The following is an 18076-nucleotide window of genomic DNA, read 5'->3' on the forward strand; positions in this document are numbered from 1 at the left end:
CATTTACACTATGTGCAGAAAATGTACCAGAGTGATGAGTCAATGTACGTCTGCCTGTGTAATGCCATAAGTGATAAAACCCTTCGTGAAGTCGTTCGCCGCTATCAGCCCCGATCTATCCAGCAGCTTCGGCAGTTTGTCCCGGTTGGAAAGCAGTGTGGTAAGTGTATTCGTGCCGCGCGTGAAATCATGGATTCAGAGATGCAACATGCCCCGCTGTATAAAGAGATAGCCTGAGCATAAAGCACATGACTGATCGTCATGCACTCTGTGCTGCGTACTAATAACCACATTATTTGTCGCGTTTTTTTGACTTCTTTTTAACCGCATCTACGCTCTAATAAACCGGACGCGGAGGGTTAACAATGAAGGGCGATATAAAAGTTATTAGTCATCTCAATAAACTGCTTGGAAATGAGCTGGTTGCCGTCAACCAGTATTTTTTGCATGCGCGCATGTTCAAAAACTGGGGGCTGATCCGCCTCAACGATGTCGAATACCATGAATCAATCGATGAGATGAAGCATGCCGACAAGTACATTGAACGCATTCTGTTTCTGGAGGGTATTCCCAATCTGCAGGATTTAGGCCGGCTGCGCATTGGTGAAGATGTCGAAGAGATGCTGGGTTCCGATCTCAACCTGGAGCTGGAAGGCGCAAAAGATTTGCGTGAGGCGATTGCCTACGCAGACAAAGTCCATGACTACGTCAGTCGGGACATGATGATTGAAATCCTGGCGGATGAAGAGCATCACATCGACTGGATTGAAACCGAACTTGAGCTTATCCGCAAAATGGGCATTCAGAATTACCTGCAGGCGCAGATCAAAGAAGAGTAAACCGCGTCTGCAACACCATTATCATCCAGCCCGCAATGGCCAGGAATGGGCCAAACGGCAGCGGGCTGCTACCTCTCTCTGTTGACCCTCGCCACCGCCCGACCAGTACCGTCCCTAACGCCAGAGAGGTTGCCCCTACTGCAATCCAGGGAAGTGCCTGCCAGCCACAACAGGTTCCCAGCGCCGCAATCAGCTTCATGTCGCCATATCCCAGCCCATCAATGCCCCGGGCTAGCCGATACCCCCATCCCAGCAGCCATAGCGTGCTGTAGCCCGCCAGGCCACCGATGACTGCGGCCGTTGCCGATCCTGTGGTCAGTGCATGGGTTAAGCCGAGCCAGAGCAGCATATAGTTGAGCGGGTCCGGAAGACAGAAATGCCGGCGGTCAATCGCGGCCAGCACGAGCAGCAGACACGAGCTGGCAATGATGAACAGGCTGTCGGTTATCTGCTCAAAGGTATTAAACGCCAGCAGGCACAGCAGCGCTACCAGTGTTTCGACAACCAGGCTGTGCGGACTAAAGGGGTGGCGGCAGACGCGACATTTACCGCGTAAGGCTGGCCAGCTAATCAGCGGTAAACGATCGCGCCATAACAAGGGGCGCTGACAGTGCTCACATTGCGAGCCGGGGACGCAGAGTGAATGGAACCACTCGGCGGACGAATCAGTCGGAGAGAAGCGCTGACAGACCAGAGCGATAAAACTACCCAGAGCGCTGGCGACAATAAAAATGACAACATCGATCATGAAGTAATGCGGCACGGTCAGGGCTCCTGATTCAGCAACGGGTCTGAGCTGACTCTGCCCATAACCAGATTGCCTGTCATGATAGAAATGCCTGGGCCGGAAAGCAGCGCACAGCAAAAGTGGCCGACCCGACCGCAGGATAGCAGGGCAGTGCGAGGCAGATCTGAAAAGCACAGACGACAAACCCGGTTAAAACGACAACACGGGTTGCTTCCTGAGCAGATTTACGTATAATGCGCGGGCCTGCAGATATTGCAGGCGCGATTCGAGCAGAATCGCAGACGGCAGAATTTTAGGCCGCCTGACAATACTCCCAATTGGGGAGTTATATGCTGAACGATTACACTCTCCCATCAATCGTAATGGGCTCGAGTAGTAATTTTTTTCGTCTATAAAAAGTTTGGAGCTCTGGTCTCATGCAGAACCAAAGAATCCGTATCCGTCTTAAAGCGTTTGATCATCGTCTGATCGATCAATCAACCGCGGAAATCGTTGAGACCGCCAAGCGCACTGGTGCGCAGGTTCGTGGTCCGATCCCGCTGCCAACCCGCAAAGAGCGCTTTACCGTTCTGATCTCTCCGCACGTTAACAAAGATGCGCGTGATCAGTACGAAATCCGCACTCACAAGCGTCTGGTAGACATCGTTGAGCCAACTGAAAAAACCGTTGATGCTCTGATGCGTCTGGATCTGGCTGCCGGTGTTGACGTGCAGATCAGCCTGGGTTAATCAGGTCATCGAGCGATTGAGAGGTTGAAACAATGATTGGTTTAGTCGGTAAAAAAGTGGGCATGACCCGCATCTTCACTGAAGATGGCGTTTCTATCCCCGTCACCGTAATCGAAGTTGAAGCGAACCGCGTTACTCAGGTCAAAGGCCTGGAAAACGATGGTTACCAGGCAATTCAGGTTACCACCGGTGCTAAAAAAGCAAACCGTGTGACCAAACCTGAAGCTGGTCATTTTGCTAAAGCTGGCGTTGAAGCTGGCCGTGGCCTGTGGGAATTCCGCACCGCTGAAGGTGAAGAATACTCTGTAGGTCAGAGCATCAGCGTTGAGATTTTCGCTGAAGTTAAAAAAGTTGACGTAACCGGTACCTCTAAAGGTAAAGGTTTCGCCGGTACCGTTAAGCGCTGGAACTTCCGTACCCAGGACGCGACTCACGGTAACTCCTTGTCTCACCGCGTTCCGGGTTCAATCGGTCAGAACCAGACTCCGGGCAAAGTGTTCAAAGGCAAGAAAATGGCAGGTCAGCTGGGTAATGAGCGCGTAACCGTTCAGAGTCTGGACGTAGTACGTGTTGACGCTGAGCGCAACCTGCTGCTGGTTAAAGGTGCTGTCCCGGGTGCAACCGGTAGCGACCTGATCGTTAAACCAGCTGTGAAGGCGTAAGGGGATAGCAATGGAATTAGTATTGAAAGACGCGCAGAGCGCGCTGACTGTTTCCGAAACTACCTTCGGTCGTGATTTCAACGAAGCGCTGGTTCACCAGGTTGTTGTTGCTTACGCATCTGGCGCCCGCCAGGGTACTCGTGCGCAGAAAACGCGTGCAGAAGTAACCGGTTCAGGCAAAAAGCCATGGCGTCAAAAAGGCACCGGCCGTGCGCGTGCAGGTTCTGTAAAGAGCCCAATCTGGCGTTCAGGTGGCGTGACCTTTGCTGCGAAGCCGCAGGACCACAGTCAAAAAGTTAACAAAAAGATGTACCGCGGCGCGCTGAAAAGCATCCTGTCCGAACTGGTACGTCAAGATCGTCTGATCGTTGTCGAATCATTCGCTGTAGAAGCACCGAAAACCAAGCTGCTGGTACAGAAACTGAAAGACATGGCGCTGGAAGACGTGCTGATCATCACTGGCGAACTGGATGAGAATCTGTTCCTGGCTGCGCGTAACCTGTACAAGGTTGACGTGCGTGATGCATCAGGTATCGACCCAGTTAGCCTGATCGCCTTCGACAAAGTCGTTATGACTGCTGATGCAGTTAAGCAAGTTGAGGAGATGCTGGCATGATCCGTGAAGAACGTCTGCTGAAAGTACTGCGCGCGCCGCACGTATCTGAAAAGGCATCTAGCGCGATGGAAAAAACCAATACCATCGTACTCAAAGTAGCTAATGACGCGACCAAAGCAGAGATCGTTGCTGCTGTTGAGAAACTGTTCGAAGTAGAAGTGAAAGACGTAAACACCCTGGTAGTTAAGGGTAAAGTTAAGCGTCACGGACAGCGTATCGGTCGTCGTAGCGACTGGAAAAAAGCTTACGTCACCCTGAAGGAAGGCCAGAATCTGGACTTCGTCGGCGGCGCTGAGTAAGTCGGAGGAGAAAGACAATGGCAGTTGTTAAATGTAAACCGACATCTCCGGGTCGTCGCCACGTCGTAAAAGTGGTGAACCCAGAGCTGCACAAGGGCAAGCCGTTTGCTCCATTGCTGGAAAAAAACAGCAAATCCGGTGGCCGCAACAACAACGGTCGCATCACTACCCGTCACATCGGTGGTGGTCATAAGCAGGCTTACCGTCTGGTTGATTTCAAACGCAACAAAGATGGTATCCCGGCAGTTGTTGAACGTCTTGAGTACGATCCGAACCGCTCTGCGAACATCGCACTGGTTCTGTACAAAGACGGCGAGCGCCGTTATATCCTGGCCCCTAAAGGCCTGAAAGCCGGCGACCAGATCCAATCTGGCGTTGATGCTGCGATCAAAGCAGGTAACACTCTGCCGATGCGTAACATCCCGGTGGGTTCTACCGTGCATAACGTAGAAATGAAACCAGGCAAAGGCGGTCAGATTGCTCGCTCAGCCGGTGCTTACGTGCAGATCGTTGCGCGTGAAGGTTCTTACGTTACCCTGCGTCTGCGTTCTGGTGAAATGCGTAAAGTCGAATCTGACTGCCGCGCAACACTGGGCGAAGTCGGCAACGCTGAGCATATGCTGCGCGTTCTGGGTAAAGCTGGTGCAGCCCGTTGGCGTGGTGTTCGTCCGACCGTTCGTGGTACCGCGATGAACCCAGTTGATCACCCGCACGGTGGTGGTGAAGGTCGTAACTTTGGTAAGCACCCGGTAACTCCGTGGGGCGTTCAGACCAAAGGTAAGAAGACCCGTAGCAACAAGCGTACTGATAAATTTATCGTACGTCGCCGTAGCAAATAATATTAGAGGATAAGCCATGCCACGTTCTCTCAAGAAAGGTCCTTTTATTGACCTGCACTTGCTGAAGAAGGTAGAGAAAGCGGTGGAAAGCGGTGACAAGAAGCCTTTGCGCACTTGGTCCCGTCGTTCAACGATCTTTCCTAACATGATCGGTTTGACCATCGCTGTCCATAATGGTCGTCAGCACGTTCCTGTCTTTGTTTCCGACGAAATGGTTGGTCACAAACTGGGTGAATTCGCGCCGACACGTACTTATCGCGGTCACGCGGCTGATAAAAAAGCCAAGAAGAAATAAGTAGGAGGAAGAGATGGAAACTATTGCTCAACATCGCCATGCTCGTTCTTCTGCTCAGAAGGTACGCCTGGTGGCGGACCTGATTCGCGGTAAGAAAGTGTCGCAGGCTCTGGATATTTTAACCTACACCAACAAGAAAGCGGCTGTACTGGTTAAGAAAGTCCTGGAATCTGCCATTGCTAACGCCGAACACAACGATGGCGCTGATATCGACGATCTGAAAATCACGAAAATTTTCGTAGATGAAGGTCCGACCATGAAACGCATTATGCCGCGTGCCAAAGGTCGTGCAGATCGCATCCTGAAGCGCACCAGCCACATTACTGTGGTTGTGTCCGATCGCTGAGACTCTGGAGACTAGCAATGGGTCAGAAAGTACATCCTAATGGTATTCGCCTGGGTATTGTAAAACCATGGAACTCTACCTGGTTTGCGAACACCAAAGAATTCGCTGACAACCTGGACAGCGACTTTAAAGTACGTCAGTTCCTGACAAAAGAACTGGCTAAAGCGTCTGTATCTCGTATCGTTATCGAGCGTCCAGCGAAGAGCATCCGTGTGACTATTCACACTGCTCGTCCGGGCATCGTGATCGGTAAGAAAGGTGAAGACGTAGAAAAACTGCGCACGGTCGTCGCGAACATCGCTGGCGTTCCTGCACAGATTAATATCGCTGAAGTCCGTAAGCCGGAACTGGACGCGAAACTGGTAGCTGACAGCATCACTTCACAGCTGGAGCGTCGTGTGATGTTCCGTCGTGCTATGAAGCGTGCGGTTCAGAACGCCATGCGTCTGGGCGCGAAGGGGATTAAAGTTGAAGTTAGCGGCCGTCTGGGCGGCGCCGAGATCGCACGTACCGAATGGTATCGTGAAGGTCGCGTGCCGTTGCACACTCTGCGTGCTGACATTGACTACAACACCTCTGAAGCCCACACCACTTATGGTGTAATCGGCGTTAAGGTATGGATCTTCAAAGGTGAGATCCTGGGTGGTATGGCTGCTGTTGAACAACCGGAACCGGCTGCTCAACCTAAAAAGCAGCAGCGTAAAGGCCGTAAGTAAGGAGAGTCGCTGATGTTACAACCAAAGCGTACGAAATTCCGTAAAGTGCACAAAGGCCGTAACCGCGGTCTGGCTGCGGGTACGGATGTCAGCTTCGGTACTTTCGGTCTGAAAGCTGTTGGCCGTGGTCGTCTGACTGCTCGTCAGATCGAAGCAGCACGTCGTGCTATGACCCGTGCAGTTAAGCGTCAAGGTAAGATCTGGATCCGAGTATTCCCGGACAAACCGATCACCGAGAAGCCGCTGGAAGTGCGTATGGGTAAAGGTAAGGGTAACGTGGAGTATTGGGTTGCCCTGATCCAGCCTGGTAAAGTCCTGTATGAAATGGACGGCGTACCAGAAGAGCTGGCCCGTGAAGCATTCAAGCTGGCAGCAGCAAAACTGCCTATCAAAACCACCTTTGTAACTAAGACGGTGATGTAATGAAAGCAACAGAGCTGCGTGAAAAAAGCGTTGAAGAGCTGAACACTGAGCTGCTTAATCTGCTGCGTGAGCAATTTAACCTGCGCATGCAGGCAGCATCTGGCCAACTGCAGCAGACCCATCTGCTGAAGCAAGTGCGCCGTGATGTTGCACGCGTTAAGACTTTACTGACTGAGAAGGCGGGTTCGTAATGACCGATAAAATCCGTACTCTGCAGGGTCGTGTAGTAAGTGACAAAATGCAGAAATCTGCAGTTGTTGCTATCGAACGTTTCGTGAAACACCCGATCTACGGCAAATTCATCAAACGTACGACTAAGCTGCACATCCATGACGAGAACAATGAATGTGGAATTGGCGACGTCGTAGAAATCCGCGAATGCCGTCCACTGTCCAAGACTAAATCCTGGACCCTGGTTCGCGTAATTGAGAAAGCTGTTCTGTAATAAGAATGGTTTTTTCTGAGAAAACCCTCTGCTTCGGCAGGGGGTTTTTTTTTGCCTGTGGAGCGGATAGCGATCCTTACATCAACGGCACATCCTCGATGAGGATCAGCTGTGCGGTGGACTGGCTGTGGCGTTTGGTCAGGGTGGTTTAACAACTGCGGGCTGGAAAAGGCGGGTTACATGTGGCTAGCGCACGAGTCGTGAAGAGAAGCCAAAACCTCGCCCGGCACCGTCGCTGCAAGCTGCGCTGCTGACGATTGGCCTGCCGCTATCAACATCTGCCCCTCAGGGGTAACCCGCCGGTGATAGCATGCAAAGAACGCCGTAATGTGTACCACTCCGTGGTGTAAACGGTGCGCTGTTCTACTGACTGATGCAACGTTATCCGCTGTGGCAGGATCCGATGCCAGACAGGTTACACATCTCAACCCAGATATCGATAGAAGAGTTGATGCTAACAGGCTGTACCACCACCAGCGATCATCGGTATCACGATCCCAACGACTACCAGCTTGATGAACGCATTGAGGCGGCCACCGTAAAGGGAATAATTTCCATGCCAGTGGCGGCAGTGTGAGTGTGGGGCAGCCGCGCGGTGGCCTGACGCCCGACAGTCTGGTGGAGGATGAGGCGACGATGTTAACCGCTACCTAACGGGGAATAGCGCGTTATCGCGACGCCTGTCATGGGATAATGCGGTGGTGGCGCCATGTTCGCCAGTTTCTGTCAGTCGTGAGTTGATAAAGCTGTCTGCACCGCTGGCCGTCAGTACGGTGTCTCGGTGTATATTCATCTGGCGGAAAATGGTAACGATATCCGTTATTGCCGAGAGAAATTCAATATGATGCCGGCACAGTACCTGGAGGTCCTCGGCTGGGTAGATCCTGACGTCTGGCATGCACACCACGTTAAGCTGGCTCCCTCAGGCATTGAGCTGTTCGCCGATAGCGGGACGAGTAGCGCGCATTGTCCCTGCGCCAGCATGCTGCCTGACTCGGGTATCGCCCCGTTGCGCCATATGTGCGACGCCGTTGCCCCCGTCGGGTTTGGCGTCGAGGACTCTGCCTCTAATGTCAGCGCAGACATGACATCAGAAGCGCGTCAGGCGATGCTGCTGCAACGGCTGGGGTTGGGTCCCGATGCGCTGACGGCGCGTCAGGTGCCTGAACTGGCAATGCTGAGAGGCGGGAAAGTGCTTAAACGTGATGATGAGGCAATAATTGCTCCCGGCATGATGGCCGAACTGGCGGTTTTTGACCTGGGCCGGGTAGGGCTGGACGGGGCAGGGCACGATCGGTTTCGCCGCAGATGTTCTCTGATTCGGGGCCGGCGGCATACAACAGCATCAACAGCTCAGGGTACGTAACGGTCAACTGAGCGGAATTGAACTGCCAGCACCGCCGCGCCAGCATAACCAACTGGCCACTAAACGGGTGAAAGGGGCCAATCGGACACTTTATTACAGAAGCGACGAAAAATAAGGCAGATTACATTTGCTACTGTTCGCACTATTCCCTAGAATACGCCCTCCCTGTCATCAGGGAAAATCAGCGGCTCGATTGAGAGCCGTTTATTTTTTCTACCCATCTGTGAGAACCGGTGTTACAATGCCGCGCCCTCAATTATGGGGCTTTCTAACGACCTGAGGTTTAGGTCCCGAAGTAGTAGTTGACATTAGCGGAGCACTAAAATGATCCAAGAACAGACTATGCTGAACGTCGCCGACAACTCCGGTGCACGTCGCGTAATGTGTATCAAGGTTCTGGGTGGCTCGCACCGTCGCTACGCAGGCGTCGGTGACATCATCAAAGTTACCATCAAGGAAGCAATTCCTCGTGGTAAAGTCAAAAAAGGTGATGTCCTGAAGGCGGTAGTGGTGCGCACCAGGAAGGGTGTTCGTCGCCCGGACGGTTCTGTCATTCGCTTCGATGGTAATGCATGCGTTATTTTAAACAATAACAGTGAGCAGCCTATCGGTACGCGTATTTTTGGGCCGGTAACTCGTGAACTTCGTACTGAAAAGTTCATGAAAATTATCTCTCTGGCACCAGAAGTACTCTAAGGAGCGAACAATGGCAGCTAAAATCCGTCGTAACGACGAAGTTATCGTGTTAACCGGTAAAGATAAAGGTAAGCGCGGTAAAGTTAAGAATGTCCTGTCTTCTGGTAAGGTCATCGTTGAAGGTATCAACCTGGTGAAGAAACATCAGAAGCCGGTTCCGGCTCTGAACCAACCAGGTGGCATCGTTGAAAAAGAAGCTGCAATTCAGGTTTCTAACGTTGCACTGTTCAATGCGGCAACTGGTAAGGCTGACCGTGTAGGCTTTAGATTCGAAGACGGCAAAAAAGTCCGTTTCTTCAAGTCTAACAGCGAAACTATCAAGTAATTTGGAGTAGTACGATGGCGAAACTGCATGATTACTACAAAGACGAAGTAGTCCAGAAACTCATGACAGAGTTTGGCTACAATTCTGTCATGCAAGTCCCTCGGGTCGAGAAGATCACCCTGAACATGGGTGTTGGTGAAGCGATCGCTGACAAGAAACTGCTGGATAACGCAGCAGCTGACCTGGCAGCAATCTCCGGTCAAAAACCGCTGGTCACCAAAGCACGCAAATCAGTTGCAGGCTTCAAAATCCGTCAGGGCTATCCGATCGGCTGTAAAGTAACTCTGCGTGGCGAACGCATGTGGGAGTTCTTTGAGCGTCTGATCACCATTGCTGTTCCACGTATCCGTGACTTCCGTGGCTTGTCCGCTAAGTCATTCGATGGTCGTGGCAACTACAGCATGGGTGTACGTGAGCAGATCATCTTCCCAGAAATCGACTACGACAAAGTCGATCGCGTTCGTGGTTTGGATATTACCATTACCACTACTGCGAAATCTGATGATGAAGGCCGTGCTCTGCTGGCTGCCTTTGACTTCCCGTTCCGTAAGTAAGGTAGGGTTACTTAATGGCTAAGCAATCTATGAAAGCACGCGAAGTTAAGCGTGTGAAATTAGCAGACAAATTCTTCGCAAAACGCGCTGAACTGAAAGCGATCATTTCTGATGTGAACGCTTCCGACGAAGATCGTTGGAATGCCGTTCTGAAGCTGCAGAGTCTGCCGCGTGATTCCAGCCCTTCACGTCAGCGTAACCGCTGCCGTCAAACAGGTCGTCCGCACGGTTTCCTGCGGAAGTTTGGGTTGAGCCGTATCAAGGTCCGCGAAGCCGCCATGCGCGGTGAAATCCCGGGCCTGAAGAAGGCTAGCTGGTAATTGTCACCAATTGAATCACGGGAGTAACACAGATGAGCATGCAAGATCCGATCGCGGATATGCTGACCCGTATCCGTAACGGTCAGGCCGCGAACAAAGTTGCGGTCACCATGCCTTCCTCCAAGCTGAAATTGGCAATTGCCAACGTTCTGAAGGAAGAAGGATATATTGAAGATTTCAAAATCGAAGGCGACACCAAGCTGGAACTGGAACTGACTCTTAAGTATTTCCAGGGCAAAGCGGTTGTGGAAAGCATTCAGCGAGTAAGCCGTCCTGGTCTGCGCATCTATAAGAAAAAAGATGAGCTGCCAAAGGTAATGGCTGGTATGGGCATCGCTGTAGTTTCTACATCTAAAGGTGTCATGACTGATCGTGCAGCGCGCCAGGCAGGTCTTGGTGGCGAAATTATCTGCTACGTAGCGTAATCGGAGGATACTATGTCTCGTGTTGCTAAAGCACCTGTCGTTGTTCCTGCCGGCGTAGAGGTAAAACTCAACGGTCAGGTAATTTCGATTAAAGGTAAAAACGGCGAGCTGACTCGTACTATCAATGATGCTGTTGAAGTTAAGCATGCTGACAACGCTCTGACTTTCGCTCCGCGCGAAGGTTTCGTTGACGGCTGGGCGCAGGCGGGTACTTCTCGCGCGCTGCTGAACGCAATGGTTATCGGTGTTACCGAAGGCTTCACTAAGAAGCTGCAGCTGGTTGGTGTAGGTTATCGTGCAGCCGTTAAAGGCGACGTGGTAAACCTGTCTCTGGGCTTTTCTCATCCAGTCGATCACCAGCTGCCCGCGGGTATCACTGCAGAGTGTCCGACTCAGACTGAAATCGTGCTGAAAGGCGCTGATAAACAGCTGATCGGCCAGGTTGCAGCTGACTTGCGCGCCTACCGTCGTCCTGAGCCTTATAAAGGCAAGGGTGTCCGTTACGCCGACGAAGTCGTGCGTACCAAAGAGGCTAAGAAGAAGTAAGGTAACACTATGGATAAGAAATCTGCTCGTATCCGTCGTGCGACCCGTGCACGTCGCAAGCTCAAAGAGCTGGGTGCTACTCGCCTGGTGGTACATCGTACCCCGCGTCATATTTACGCACAGGTAATCGCCCCGAACGGTTCCGAAGTTCTGGTCGCTGCTTCTACAGTAGAAAAAGCTATCACTGAACAACTGAAGTATACCGGTAATAAAGAAGCCGCAGCTGCAGTAGGTAAAGTTATTGCAGAACGCGCAATCGAAAAAGGCATCACTGGTGTTTCTTTCGACCGTTCCGGTTTCCAATATCATGGTCGCGTCCAGGCACTGGCAGATGCTGCCCGTGAAGCTGGCCTTCAGTTCTAAGGTAGAGGTCTAAGATGGCACACATCGAGAAACAAGCTGGCGAACTGCAGGAAAAACTGATCGCGGTAAACCGTGTATCTAAAACTGTTAAAGGTGGTCGTATTTTCTCCTTCACAGCACTGACTGTGGTAGGCGATGGTAACGGTCGCGTTGGTTTTGGTTACGGTAAAGCGCGTGAAGTTCCAGCAGCGATCCAGAAAGCGATGGAGAAAGCCCGTCGCAACATGGTTAACGTCGCGCTGACCAACGGCACCCTGCAGCACCCAGTAAAAGGTGCACACACGGGTTCCCGCGTGTTCATGCAGCCGGCTTCTGAAGGTACCGGTATTATTGCCGGTGGTGCAATGCGCGCCGTCCTGGAAGTCGCTGGAGTTCATAACGTTCTGGCAAAAGCCTATGGTTCCACCAACCCGATTAACGTGGTTCGTGCAACTATCGACGGCCTGGGCAATATGAAATCTCCGGAAATGGTCGCTGCTAAGCGTGGTAAATCCGTTGAAGAAATTCTGGGGTAATCACGATGGCTAAGACTATTAAAATCACTCAAACCCGCAGTGCTATTGGCCGTTTGCCTAAGCATAAAGCCACTCTGGTTGGCCTGGGTCTGCGTCGTATTGGCCACACCGTTGAGCGTGAAGATACGCCTGCAGTACGCGGTATGGTTAACGCGGTTTCCTATATGGTTAAAGTGGAGGAGTAAGAGATGCGTCTAAATACTCTGTCTCCGGCCGAAGGGTCTAAGCACGCGAGCAAGCGTCTGGGTCGTGGTATCGGTTCTGGTCTCGGTAAAACCGGTGGTCGTGGTCACAAAGGTCAGAACTCACGTTCTGGCGGTGGCGTACGTCGCGGTTTCGAGGGCGGTCAGATGCCTCTGTATCGTCGTCTGCCGAAATTCGGTTTCACCTCTCGCAAATCAATGATCACCACAGAGATTCGTCTGTCTGATCTGGCGAAAGTTGAAGGCGGTATCGTAGACCTGAATACGCTGAAAGCGGCCAACATTATCGGTGTCCAGATTGAATTCGTTAAAGTAATTCTTTCTGGTGAAGTTTCTGCACCGGTAACGGTTCGCGGCCTGCGTGTCACCAAAGGTGCTCGTGCTGCAATCGAAGCTGCTGGCGGTAAAATTGAGGAATAAGTAGCAGATGGCTAAACAACCGGGGTTAGATTTTCAAAGCGCCAAAGGCGGCTTTGGTGAACTGAAACGCAGACTGCTGTTTGTAATCGGTGCACTGATTGTCTTCCGTATTGGCTCTTTCATTCCGATCCCTGGTATTGATGCCACTGTACTTGCCAAACTGCTTGAACAACAGCGTGGCACCATCATTGAAATGTTTAACATGTTCTCTGGTGGTGCTCTCAGCCGTGCTTCTATTTTCGCACTGGGTATCATGCCGTATATTTCGGCATCGATTATCATCCAGTTATTAACGGTGGTTCATCCAGCGTTAGCGGAAATTAAGAAAGAAGGGGAGGCTGGCCGTCGTAAGATTAGCCAGTACACCCGATACGGTACGTTGGTATTGGCCATATTCCAGTCGATCGGTATTGCTACCGGTCTGCCGAATATGCCAGGAATGCAGGGCCTGGTGATGAATCCAGGCTTTGCTTTCTACTTTACCGCTGTTGTCAGTCTGGTCTCAGGGACAATGTTCCTGATGTGGCTGGGCGAACAGATTACTGAACGCGGTATCGGTAACGGTATTTCGATCATTATCTTCGCAGGTATTGTTGCGGGTCTCCCGCCGGCCATTGGCCATACCATCGAGCAAGCGCGGCAAGGTGACCTGCACTTCCTTCTGTTGCTGTTGGTTGCAGTACTCGTATTCGCCGTGACCTTCTTTGTTATTTTCGTTGAACGTGGTCAACGCCGCATTGTGGTGAACTATGCAAAACGTCAGCAAGGTCGTCGTGTCTACGCTGCACAGAGCACACATTTACCGTTGAAAGTGAACATGGCGGGCGTAATCCCGGCTATTTTTGCTTCCAGCATTATTCTGTTCCCGGCAACGATTGCATCGTGGTTCGGGGGCGGTACCGGTTGGAACTGGCTGACAACAATTTCGCTGTATTTGCAGCCAGGACAGCCGCTTTATGTGCTACTCTATGCGACTGCAATCATCTTCTTCTGTTTCTTCTATACGGCGTTGGTTTTCAACCCACGTGAAACAGCAGATAACCTGAAGAAGTCTGGTGCATTCGTACCGGGAATTCGTCCGGGAGAGCAAACGGCGAAGTACATCGATAAAGTTATGACGCGGTTAACCTTAATTGGTGCGCTGTACATCACTTTTATCTGCCTTATCCCGGAGTTCATGCGTGATGCGATGAAGGTTCCCTTCTACTTTGGCGGTACTTCACTGCTCATCGTAGTGGTCGTCATCATGGACTTTATGGCTCAAGTGCAAACTCTGATGATGTCAAGTCAGTACGAGTCGGCATTGAAAAAAGCTAACCTGAAGGGCTACGGCCGTTAATTCAGGTGGTTGAGAAGTTACGGAGAGTAAAAATGAAAGTTCGTGCTTCCGTCAAGAAATTATGTCGTAACTGCAAAATCATTCGTCGCGACGGTGTCGTCCGTGTGATCTGCAGCGCCGAGCCAAAGCATAAACAGCGCCAAGGCTGATTTTGTCACATATTTTTCTTGCAAAGTCGGGTTGAGCTGGCTAGATTAGCCAGCCAATCTTTTGTATGTCAGTGCGTTTCCATTTGAGTATCCTGAAAACGGGCTTTTCAGCATGGGACGTGCTTATTTAATTATAGGAGTGCATAGTGGCCCGTATAGCAGGCATTAACATTCCTGATCAAAAACATACCGTTATCGCATTAACTTCGATCTTCGGTATCGGTAAAACTCGTTCTAAAGCCATCTGCGCTTCAACGGGTATTGCTGAAAATGTTAAGATCAGTGAGCTGTCTGAAGAACAAATTGATCAGCTGCGTGATGCAGTTGCGAAATTCGTTGTAGAAGGTGATCTGCGCCGTGAAATCACCCTGAGCATCAAGCGTCTTATGGACCTTGGTTGCTACCGTGGTTTGCGCCATCGTCGTGGTCTTCCGGTTCGCGGTCAGCGTACTAAGACCAACGCACGTACCCGTAAGGGTCCGCGTAAACCGATCAAGAAATAATCGGGGTGAGTAAATAATGGCAAAGGCACCAGTTCGTGCACGTAAGCGTGTAAGAAAACAAGTCTCAGATGGCGTGGCTCATGTCCATGCTTCTTTTAACAACACCATCGTTACTATTACTGATCGTCAGGGTAACGCACTGGGTTGGGCAACCGCCGGTGGTTCCGGTTTCCGCGGTTCACGTAAATCCACTCCGTTTGCTGCTCAGGTCGCTGCAGAGCGCTGTGCAGAAGCGGTAAAAGATTACGGTATTAAGAACCTGGAAGTTATGGTTAAGGGTCCGGGTCCGGGTCGCGAATCAACAATTCGTGCACTGAACGCCGCTGGTTTCCGCATCACTAATATTACTGATGTGACTCCGATCCCTCATAACGGTTGTCGTCCGCCGAAAAAACGTCGCGTATAACGCCCGTTTTTTAGGATAGTTGGAGAAAGAAAATGGCAAGATATTTGGGTCCTAAGCTCAAGCTGAGCCGTCGTGAGGGCACTGACTTATTCCTTAAGTCTGGCGTTCGCGCGATTGATTCCAAGTGTAAGATCGAACAAGCGCCTGGTCAGCATGGTGCGCGTAAACCGCGTCTGTCTGATTACGGCGGTCAGTTACGTGAGAAGCAGAAAGTTCGTCGTATCTACGGCGTGCTCGAGCGTCAGTTCCGTAACTACTATAAAGAAGCAGCACGTCTGAAAGGCAACACCGGTGAAAACCTGTTGGCTCTGCTGGAAGGCCGTCTGGACAACGTAGTTTATCGTATGGGCTTTGGTGCCACTCGTGCGGAAGCACGTCAGCTGGTGAGCCATAAGTCTGTTCTGGTAAATGGCCGCGTTGTTAACATCGCTTCTTATCAGGTATCTCCGAATGATGTCGTTAGCATCCGTGAGAAAGCCAAAAAGCAATCTCGCGTGAAGGCCGCTCTGGAGCTGGCTGAGCAGCGTGAAAAGCCAACCTGGCTGGAAGTTGATGCGACTAAGATGGAAGGTGTGTTCAAGCGTATTCCTGAGCGTACTGATCTGTCTGCGGACATTAACGAACACCTGATCGTCGAGCTTTACTCTAAGTAAAGCTTAGTACCAAAGAGAGGACACAATGCAGGGTTCTGTGACAGAGTTTCTAAAACCGCGCCTGGTAGATATCGAGCAAGTGAGTTCGACGCACGCCAAGGTGACCCTTGAGCCTTTAGAGCGTGGCTTTGGCCATACTCTTGGTAACGCACTGCGCCGTATTCTGCTTTCTTCCATGCCGGGTTGCGCGGTGACCGAGGTTGAAATTGATGGTGTACTACATGAGTACAGCACCAAAGAGGGCGTACAGGAAGATATCCTGGAAATCCTGCTCAACCTGAAAGGGCTGGCGGTAAGAGTTCAGGGTAAAGATGAAGTCATTCTGACCCTGAATAAATCTGGCATTGGCCCTGTGACTGCAGCCGACATTACCCATGATGGTGATGTCGAAATCGTCAAGCCTCAGCACGTGATCTGCCATCTGACCGATGAGAACGCCGCTATCAGCATGCGTATCAAAGTTCAGCGTGGTCGTGGTTATGTGCCGGCTTCTGCCCGAATTCATTCGGAAGAAGATGAGCGCCCAATCGGCCGCCTGTTGGTTGACGCTTGCTACAGCCCTGTAGACCGTATTGCCTACAATGTTGAAGCAGCGCGCGTCGAACAGCGCACCGACCTGGATAAGCTGGTCATCGAAATGGAAACCAACGGTACAATCGATCCTGAAGAGGCGATTCGTCGTGCGGCAACCATTCTGGCAGAACAACTTGAAGCTTTCGTTGACTTACGTGATGTACGTCAGCCGGAAGTTAAAGAAGAGAAACCAGAATTCGATCCGATCCTGCTGCGCCCTGTTGACGATCTGGAATTGACTGTCCGCTCTGCTAACTGCCTTAAGGCAGAAGCTATCCACTACATCGGTGATCTGGTACAGCGTACCGAGGTTGAGCTGCTTAAAACGCCTAACCTGGGTAAAAAATCTCTTACTGAGATTAAAGATGTGCTCGCCTCACGTGGACTTTCTCTGGGCATGCGCCTTGAGAACTGGCCGCCGGCAAGCATTGCTGATGAATAACCCGATCACAGGTTAAGGTTTCACTGAGAAGGATAAGGTCATGCGCCATCGTAAGAGTGGTCGTCAACTGAACCGCAACAGCAGCCATCGTCAGGCTATGTTCCGTAACATGGCTGGCTCTCTGGTTCGTCATGAGATCATCAAGACGACTCTGCCGAAAGCCAAAGAGTTGCGCCGCGTAGTTGAGCCGCTGATTACTCTTGCCAAGACCGACAACGTAGCTAATCGTCGTCTGGCATTCGCCCGCACTCGTGATAACGAGATCGTGGCAAAACTGTTTAATGAGCTTGGCCCGCGTTTCGCGAGCCGTGCCGGTGGTTACACTCGCATTCTGAAGTGTGGCTTCCGCGCTGGTGACAACGCTCCGATGGCATACATCGAGCTGGTTGATCGTCCAGAAGCTCAAGCAGAAGCAGCTGCAGAGTAATCTGTAGTAAAGTAAAAAACCCGCTTCGGCGGGTTTTTTATTGCCCAAAATTTACTACCTTTAGGGCTGAGTAATTCGCTGAGCTGAGGAGTTTACGATGTGGCTGGTTGATCAACTTGCAGAACAACACATTAAAGCCGCGCTGGAAAAGGGCGAGCTGAGTCAACTGCCTGGTGAAGGCAAGCCGCTTCAGCTTGATGATGACAGTCATGTACCACCTGAACTTCGCGCCGGCTATCGGCTGCTAAAGAACGCCGGTTTCCTGCCGCCCGAACTTGAACTGCGTCGTGAAGCGATCGAAGTTAACGATCTGCTACGTCAGCTCGATCCCGCCGATCCGCGTTATCAGGATCAGTGTCGCCGCCTTAACGTTCTGGAGCTCAGGCTTCAGCAAGCCGGCATGCGCACCGATTTTCTGCATGGCGACTATGCCGCCGCTCTTCAGCAACGTTTCAATCAGGAGAAGTAGATGTTCAGGATTGGTCAGTTGGCAAAACTCGCCGACGTCACGCCAGATACCATCCGTTTCTATGAGAAACAGCAGATGATGGATCATGACGGACGTACCGAAGGGGGTTTTCGTTTATACAGTGAAAGCGATCTGCAACGCCTGAAGTTTATCCGCTACGGTCGTAAACTCGGTTTCAGCCTTGAAGCTATCCGGGAGTTGCTTTCAATCCGCGTCGATCCGGCACATCACACCTGCCAGGAGTCGAAGTCGATTGTTGAAAAACGCCTCAATGAGGTCGCGCAGATGATTGCTGAGCTGGAAACCATGCAGCGATCGCTCCAGCATCTGTCGGATGCCTGCTGTGGTGACAGTCACAGTAGCGTTTCGTGCTCAATTCTTGAAGCCCTCGAACGAGGTGAGAGTCTGAGCAGTTAGAGATATTGT

General features: G+C 51.4%; 35 protein-coding genes. 34 read left to right on the forward strand and 1 reads right to left on the reverse strand.

Annotated features, from left to right (window positions below):
- The first annotated feature begins 42 nt into the window (after positions 1 to 42).
- Both bfd and bfr read left to right on the forward strand, forming a co-directional pair.
- Complete coding sequence (gene bfd, locus ACLIBF_RS02085; RefSeq protein WP_072051058.1) at positions 43 to 237, forward strand: bacterioferritin-associated ferredoxin; 195 nt, start codon at positions 43 to 45, stop codon at positions 235 to 237.
- A 128-nt stretch (positions 238 to 365) separates the two neighbouring features.
- Positions 366 to 839, forward strand: a complete 474-nt coding sequence (bfr, locus tag ACLIBF_RS02090; RefSeq protein WP_031377826.1) for a bacterioferritin — start codon at positions 366 to 368, stop codon at positions 837 to 839.
- Here bfr and ACLIBF_RS02095 read toward each other — a convergent pair.
- On the reverse strand, positions 826 to 1602 hold the full coding sequence (locus ACLIBF_RS02095; RefSeq protein WP_448309237.1) for a prepilin peptidase: 777 nt from the start codon (positions 1600 to 1602) through the stop codon (positions 826 to 828). The genes bfr and ACLIBF_RS02095 overlap by 14 nt on opposite strands.
- Before the next feature lie 401 nt (positions 1603 to 2003).
- On the opposite strand from ACLIBF_RS02095, the gene rpsJ reads away from it, so the two are divergent.
- The 32 genes from rpsJ (at position 2004) to zntR (ending at position 18067) form a co-directional block, all read left to right on the forward strand.
- Positions 2004 to 2315 carry a 30S ribosomal protein S10 gene (gene rpsJ, locus ACLIBF_RS02100; RefSeq protein WP_001181005.1) on the forward strand — a complete coding sequence of 104 codons (312 nt, stop codon included), beginning with the start codon at positions 2004 to 2006 and terminating at the stop codon, positions 2313 to 2315.
- 32 nt (positions 2316 to 2347) lie between these two features.
- Complete coding sequence (rplC, locus tag ACLIBF_RS02105; protein WP_003850712.1) at positions 2348 to 2977, forward strand: 50S ribosomal protein L3; 630 nt, start codon at positions 2348 to 2350, stop codon at positions 2975 to 2977.
- 10 nt (positions 2978 to 2987) lie between these two features.
- Positions 2988 to 3593 (forward strand): 50S ribosomal protein L4, encoded by a 606-nt coding sequence (rplD, locus tag ACLIBF_RS02110; RefSeq protein WP_003850711.1) that lies wholly within the window; start codon positions 2988 to 2990, stop codon positions 3591 to 3593.
- Positions 3590 to 3892, forward strand: coding sequence for a 50S ribosomal protein L23 (gene rplW, locus ACLIBF_RS02115; RefSeq protein ID WP_031377828.1), 303 nt, complete (start codon positions 3590 to 3592; stop codon positions 3890 to 3892). Before rplD ends, rplW begins: the two co-directional genes overlap by 4 nt.
- A gap of 17 nt (positions 3893 to 3909) precedes the next feature.
- Positions 3910 to 4731, forward strand: coding sequence for a 50S ribosomal protein L2 (gene rplB / locus ACLIBF_RS02120; RefSeq protein ID WP_031377829.1), 822 nt, complete (start codon positions 3910 to 3912; stop codon positions 4729 to 4731).
- Positions 4732 to 4747: 16 nt separating this feature from the next.
- The gene (gene rpsS, locus ACLIBF_RS02125; protein WP_001138115.1) at positions 4748 to 5026 is read left to right on the forward strand and encodes a 30S ribosomal protein S19; all 279 of its coding nucleotides are present in this window, start codon (positions 4748 to 4750) and stop codon (positions 5024 to 5026) included.
- A 13-nt stretch (positions 5027 to 5039) separates the two neighbouring features.
- Complete coding sequence (gene rplV, locus ACLIBF_RS02130; RefSeq protein ID WP_046289651.1) at positions 5040 to 5372, forward strand: 50S ribosomal protein L22; 333 nt, start codon at positions 5040 to 5042, stop codon at positions 5370 to 5372.
- Positions 5373 to 5389: 17 nt separating this feature from the next.
- A complete protein-coding gene (gene rpsC, locus ACLIBF_RS02135; protein WP_009087585.1) occupies positions 5390 to 6088 on the forward strand; it encodes a 30S ribosomal protein S3 in 699 nt (232 codons plus the stop codon).
- Between the two features lie 12 nt (positions 6089 to 6100).
- Positions 6101 to 6511 (forward strand): 50S ribosomal protein L16, encoded by a 411-nt coding sequence (rplP, locus tag ACLIBF_RS02140; protein WP_008927134.1) that lies wholly within the window; start codon positions 6101 to 6103, stop codon positions 6509 to 6511.
- Complete coding sequence (gene rpmC, locus ACLIBF_RS02145) at positions 6511 to 6702, forward strand: 50S ribosomal protein L29 (protein ID WP_003850146.1); 192 nt, start codon at positions 6511 to 6513, stop codon at positions 6700 to 6702. The genes rplP and rpmC overlap by 1 nt, the downstream gene beginning before the upstream one ends.
- Positions 6702 to 6956 carry a 30S ribosomal protein S17 gene (rpsQ, locus tag ACLIBF_RS02150; RefSeq protein WP_003850147.1) on the forward strand — a complete coding sequence of 85 codons (255 nt, stop codon included), beginning with the start codon at positions 6702 to 6704 and terminating at the stop codon, positions 6954 to 6956. The genes rpmC and rpsQ overlap by 1 nt, the downstream gene beginning before the upstream one ends.
- A 403-nt stretch (positions 6957 to 7359) precedes the next feature.
- On the forward strand, positions 7360 to 7533 hold the full coding sequence (locus ACLIBF_RS02155; protein WP_227021932.1) for a hypothetical protein: 174 nt from the start codon (positions 7360 to 7362) through the stop codon (positions 7531 to 7533).
- A gap of 204 nt (positions 7534 to 7737) precedes the next feature.
- Positions 7738 to 8322, forward strand: coding sequence for an amidohydrolase family protein (locus ACLIBF_RS02160; protein WP_240493227.1), 585 nt, complete (start codon positions 7738 to 7740; stop codon positions 8320 to 8322).
- Between the two features lie 324 nt (positions 8323 to 8646).
- Positions 8647 to 9018, forward strand: a complete 372-nt coding sequence (rplN, locus tag ACLIBF_RS02165) for a 50S ribosomal protein L14 (protein ID WP_006120590.1) — start codon at positions 8647 to 8649, stop codon at positions 9016 to 9018.
- Between the two features lie 10 nt (positions 9019 to 9028).
- Positions 9029 to 9343 carry a 50S ribosomal protein L24 gene (gene rplX, locus ACLIBF_RS02170; protein WP_003850150.1) on the forward strand — a complete coding sequence of 105 codons (315 nt, stop codon included), beginning with the start codon at positions 9029 to 9031 and terminating at the stop codon, positions 9341 to 9343.
- Between the two features lie 14 nt (positions 9344 to 9357).
- Positions 9358 to 9897 carry a 50S ribosomal protein L5 gene (gene rplE / locus ACLIBF_RS02175; RefSeq protein WP_031376676.1) on the forward strand — a complete coding sequence of 180 codons (540 nt, stop codon included), beginning with the start codon at positions 9358 to 9360 and terminating at the stop codon, positions 9895 to 9897.
- Between the two features lie 14 nt (positions 9898 to 9911).
- The gene (rpsN, locus tag ACLIBF_RS02180) at positions 9912 to 10217 is read left to right on the forward strand and encodes a 30S ribosomal protein S14 (RefSeq protein ID WP_010618564.1); all 306 of its coding nucleotides are present in this window, start codon (positions 9912 to 9914) and stop codon (positions 10215 to 10217) included.
- A 32-nt stretch (positions 10218 to 10249) separates the two neighbouring features.
- Complete coding sequence (rpsH, locus tag ACLIBF_RS02185; protein ID WP_031376675.1) at positions 10250 to 10642, forward strand: 30S ribosomal protein S8; 393 nt, start codon at positions 10250 to 10252, stop codon at positions 10640 to 10642.
- Between the two features lie 12 nt (positions 10643 to 10654).
- Positions 10655 to 11188: a 50S ribosomal protein L6 gene (rplF, locus tag ACLIBF_RS02190; protein ID WP_003850161.1), complete on the forward strand. Its 534-nt coding sequence runs from the start codon at positions 10655 to 10657 to the stop codon at positions 11186 to 11188.
- Positions 11189 to 11197: 9 nt separating this feature from the next.
- Positions 11198 to 11551, forward strand: coding sequence for a 50S ribosomal protein L18 (rplR, locus tag ACLIBF_RS02195; RefSeq protein ID WP_031376674.1), 354 nt, complete (start codon positions 11198 to 11200; stop codon positions 11549 to 11551).
- 14 nt (positions 11552 to 11565) lie between these two features.
- A complete protein-coding gene (gene rpsE / locus ACLIBF_RS02200; protein WP_003850164.1) occupies positions 11566 to 12066 on the forward strand; it encodes a 30S ribosomal protein S5 in 501 nt (166 codons plus the stop codon).
- A gap of 5 nt (positions 12067 to 12071) precedes the next feature.
- Positions 12072 to 12251, forward strand: a complete 180-nt coding sequence (gene rpmD / locus ACLIBF_RS02205; protein ID WP_031376672.1) for a 50S ribosomal protein L30 — start codon at positions 12072 to 12074, stop codon at positions 12249 to 12251.
- A gap of 3 nt (positions 12252 to 12254) precedes the next feature.
- On the forward strand, positions 12255 to 12689 hold the full coding sequence (gene rplO / locus ACLIBF_RS02210; protein WP_031376671.1) for a 50S ribosomal protein L15: 435 nt from the start codon (positions 12255 to 12257) through the stop codon (positions 12687 to 12689).
- Positions 12690 to 12696: 7 nt separating this feature from the next.
- Complete coding sequence (secY, locus tag ACLIBF_RS02215; RefSeq protein WP_003850175.1) at positions 12697 to 14028, forward strand: preprotein translocase subunit SecY; 1332 nt, start codon at positions 12697 to 12699, stop codon at positions 14026 to 14028.
- A gap of 32 nt (positions 14029 to 14060) precedes the next feature.
- Positions 14061 to 14177, forward strand: coding sequence for a 50S ribosomal protein L36 (gene rpmJ / locus ACLIBF_RS02220; protein ID WP_004160566.1), 117 nt, complete (start codon positions 14061 to 14063; stop codon positions 14175 to 14177).
- Between the two features lie 146 nt (positions 14178 to 14323).
- Positions 14324 to 14680, forward strand: coding sequence for a 30S ribosomal protein S13 (gene rpsM / locus ACLIBF_RS02225; RefSeq protein WP_003850176.1), 357 nt, complete (start codon positions 14324 to 14326; stop codon positions 14678 to 14680).
- A 16-nt stretch (positions 14681 to 14696) separates the two neighbouring features.
- A complete protein-coding gene (gene rpsK, locus ACLIBF_RS02230) occupies positions 14697 to 15086 on the forward strand; it encodes a 30S ribosomal protein S11 (RefSeq protein WP_004160563.1) in 390 nt (129 codons plus the stop codon).
- Positions 15087 to 15118: 32 nt separating this feature from the next.
- Complete coding sequence (gene rpsD, locus ACLIBF_RS02235) at positions 15119 to 15739, forward strand: 30S ribosomal protein S4 (protein ID WP_008927131.1); 621 nt, start codon at positions 15119 to 15121, stop codon at positions 15737 to 15739.
- 25 nt (positions 15740 to 15764) lie between these two features.
- Positions 15765 to 16754, forward strand: coding sequence for a DNA-directed RNA polymerase subunit alpha (locus ACLIBF_RS02240; RefSeq protein ID WP_003850179.1), 990 nt, complete (start codon positions 15765 to 15767; stop codon positions 16752 to 16754).
- 40 nt (positions 16755 to 16794) lie between these two features.
- Positions 16795 to 17181 carry a 50S ribosomal protein L17 gene (gene rplQ, locus ACLIBF_RS02245; protein ID WP_009087575.1) on the forward strand — a complete coding sequence of 129 codons (387 nt, stop codon included), beginning with the start codon at positions 16795 to 16797 and terminating at the stop codon, positions 17179 to 17181.
- A 97-nt stretch (positions 17182 to 17278) separates the two neighbouring features.
- Entirely contained in the window at positions 17279 to 17650 is a 372-nt protein-coding gene (locus tag ACLIBF_RS02250; RefSeq protein ID WP_069729817.1) for a DnaJ family domain-containing protein, read from the forward strand.
- Positions 17651 to 18067 carry a Zn(2+)-responsive transcriptional regulator gene (gene zntR, locus ACLIBF_RS02255; protein ID WP_031376668.1) on the forward strand — a complete coding sequence of 139 codons (417 nt, stop codon included), beginning with the start codon at positions 17651 to 17653 and terminating at the stop codon, positions 18065 to 18067. It begins immediately after the preceding gene.
- The last annotated feature ends 9 nt before the right edge of the window (positions 18068 to 18076 follow it).

The sequence above is a fragment of the Pantoea sp. PGP6 genome (genome assembly GCF_053474785.1).

What these genes read in the sequence shown, in the direction of transcription:
- rpsJ (WP_001181005.1), top strand. Translation starts at nt 2,004, where the DNA reads ATGCAGAACCAAAGAATCCGTATCCGTCTTAAAGCGTTTGATCATCGT.
- rplV (WP_046289651.1), top strand. Translation starts at nt 5,040, where the DNA reads ATGGAAACTATTGCTCAACATCGCCATGCTCGTTCTTCTGCTCAGAAG.
- rplX (WP_003850150.1), top strand. Translation starts at nt 9,029, where the DNA reads ATGGCAGCTAAAATCCGTCGTAACGACGAAGTTATCGTGTTAACCGGT.
- rplQ (WP_009087575.1), top strand. Translation starts at nt 16,795, where the DNA reads ATGCGCCATCGTAAGAGTGGTCGTCAACTGAACCGCAACAGCAGCCAT.
- secY (WP_003850175.1), top strand. Translation starts at nt 12,697, where the DNA reads ATGGCTAAACAACCGGGGTTAGATTTTCAAAGCGCCAAAGGCGGCTTT.
- rpsD (WP_008927131.1), top strand. Translation starts at nt 15,119, where the DNA reads ATGGCAAGATATTTGGGTCCTAAGCTCAAGCTGAGCCGTCGTGAGGGC.
- rpsS (WP_001138115.1), top strand. Translation starts at nt 4,748, where the DNA reads ATGCCACGTTCTCTCAAGAAAGGTCCTTTTATTGACCTGCACTTGCTG.
- rplE (WP_031376676.1), top strand. Translation starts at nt 9,358, where the DNA reads ATGGCGAAACTGCATGATTACTACAAAGACGAAGTAGTCCAGAAACTC.
- ACLIBF_RS02250 (WP_069729817.1), top strand. Translation starts at nt 17,279, where the DNA reads ATGTGGCTGGTTGATCAACTTGCAGAACAACACATTAAAGCCGCGCTG.
- rpsE (WP_003850164.1), top strand. Translation starts at nt 11,566, where the DNA reads ATGGCACACATCGAGAAACAAGCTGGCGAACTGCAGGAAAAACTGATC.
- rpsK (WP_004160563.1), top strand. Translation starts at nt 14,697, where the DNA reads ATGGCAAAGGCACCAGTTCGTGCACGTAAGCGTGTAAGAAAACAAGTC.
- rplD (WP_003850711.1), top strand. Translation starts at nt 2,988, where the DNA reads ATGGAATTAGTATTGAAAGACGCGCAGAGCGCGCTGACTGTTTCCGAA.
- ACLIBF_RS02240 (WP_003850179.1), top strand. Translation starts at nt 15,765, where the DNA reads ATGCAGGGTTCTGTGACAGAGTTTCTAAAACCGCGCCTGGTAGATATC.
- ACLIBF_RS02155 (WP_227021932.1), top strand. Translation starts at nt 7,360, where the DNA reads ATGCCAGACAGGTTACACATCTCAACCCAGATATCGATAGAAGAGTTG.
- zntR (WP_031376668.1), top strand. Translation starts at nt 17,651, where the DNA reads ATGTTCAGGATTGGTCAGTTGGCAAAACTCGCCGACGTCACGCCAGAT.
- rpsN (WP_010618564.1), top strand. Translation starts at nt 9,912, where the DNA reads ATGGCTAAGCAATCTATGAAAGCACGCGAAGTTAAGCGTGTGAAATTA.
- bfd (WP_072051058.1), top strand. Translation starts at nt 43, where the DNA reads ATGTACGTCTGCCTGTGTAATGCCATAAGTGATAAAACCCTTCGTGAA.
- rpmC (WP_003850146.1), top strand. Translation starts at nt 6,511, where the DNA reads ATGAAAGCAACAGAGCTGCGTGAAAAAAGCGTTGAAGAGCTGAACACT.
- rplF (WP_003850161.1), top strand. Translation starts at nt 10,655, where the DNA reads ATGTCTCGTGTTGCTAAAGCACCTGTCGTTGTTCCTGCCGGCGTAGAG.
- rplO (WP_031376671.1), top strand. Translation starts at nt 12,255, where the DNA reads ATGCGTCTAAATACTCTGTCTCCGGCCGAAGGGTCTAAGCACGCGAGC.
- rplB (WP_031377829.1), top strand. Translation starts at nt 3,910, where the DNA reads ATGGCAGTTGTTAAATGTAAACCGACATCTCCGGGTCGTCGCCACGTC.
- rplP (WP_008927134.1), top strand. Translation starts at nt 6,101, where the DNA reads ATGTTACAACCAAAGCGTACGAAATTCCGTAAAGTGCACAAAGGCCGT.
- rpsC (WP_009087585.1), top strand. Translation starts at nt 5,390, where the DNA reads ATGGGTCAGAAAGTACATCCTAATGGTATTCGCCTGGGTATTGTAAAA.
- rplW (WP_031377828.1), top strand. Translation starts at nt 3,590, where the DNA reads ATGATCCGTGAAGAACGTCTGCTGAAAGTACTGCGCGCGCCGCACGTA.
- rplC (WP_003850712.1), top strand. Translation starts at nt 2,348, where the DNA reads ATGATTGGTTTAGTCGGTAAAAAAGTGGGCATGACCCGCATCTTCACT.
- rpsQ (WP_003850147.1), top strand. Translation starts at nt 6,702, where the DNA reads ATGACCGATAAAATCCGTACTCTGCAGGGTCGTGTAGTAAGTGACAAA.
- rplN (WP_006120590.1), top strand. Translation starts at nt 8,647, where the DNA reads ATGATCCAAGAACAGACTATGCTGAACGTCGCCGACAACTCCGGTGCA.
- bfr (WP_031377826.1), top strand. Translation starts at nt 366, where the DNA reads ATGAAGGGCGATATAAAAGTTATTAGTCATCTCAATAAACTGCTTGGA.
- rpmD (WP_031376672.1), top strand. Translation starts at nt 12,072, where the DNA reads ATGGCTAAGACTATTAAAATCACTCAAACCCGCAGTGCTATTGGCCGT.
- rpsH (WP_031376675.1), top strand. Translation starts at nt 10,250, where the DNA reads ATGAGCATGCAAGATCCGATCGCGGATATGCTGACCCGTATCCGTAAC.
- rplR (WP_031376674.1), top strand. Translation starts at nt 11,198, where the DNA reads ATGGATAAGAAATCTGCTCGTATCCGTCGTGCGACCCGTGCACGTCGC.
- rpmJ (WP_004160566.1), top strand. Translation starts at nt 14,061, where the DNA reads ATGAAAGTTCGTGCTTCCGTCAAGAAATTATGTCGTAACTGCAAAATC.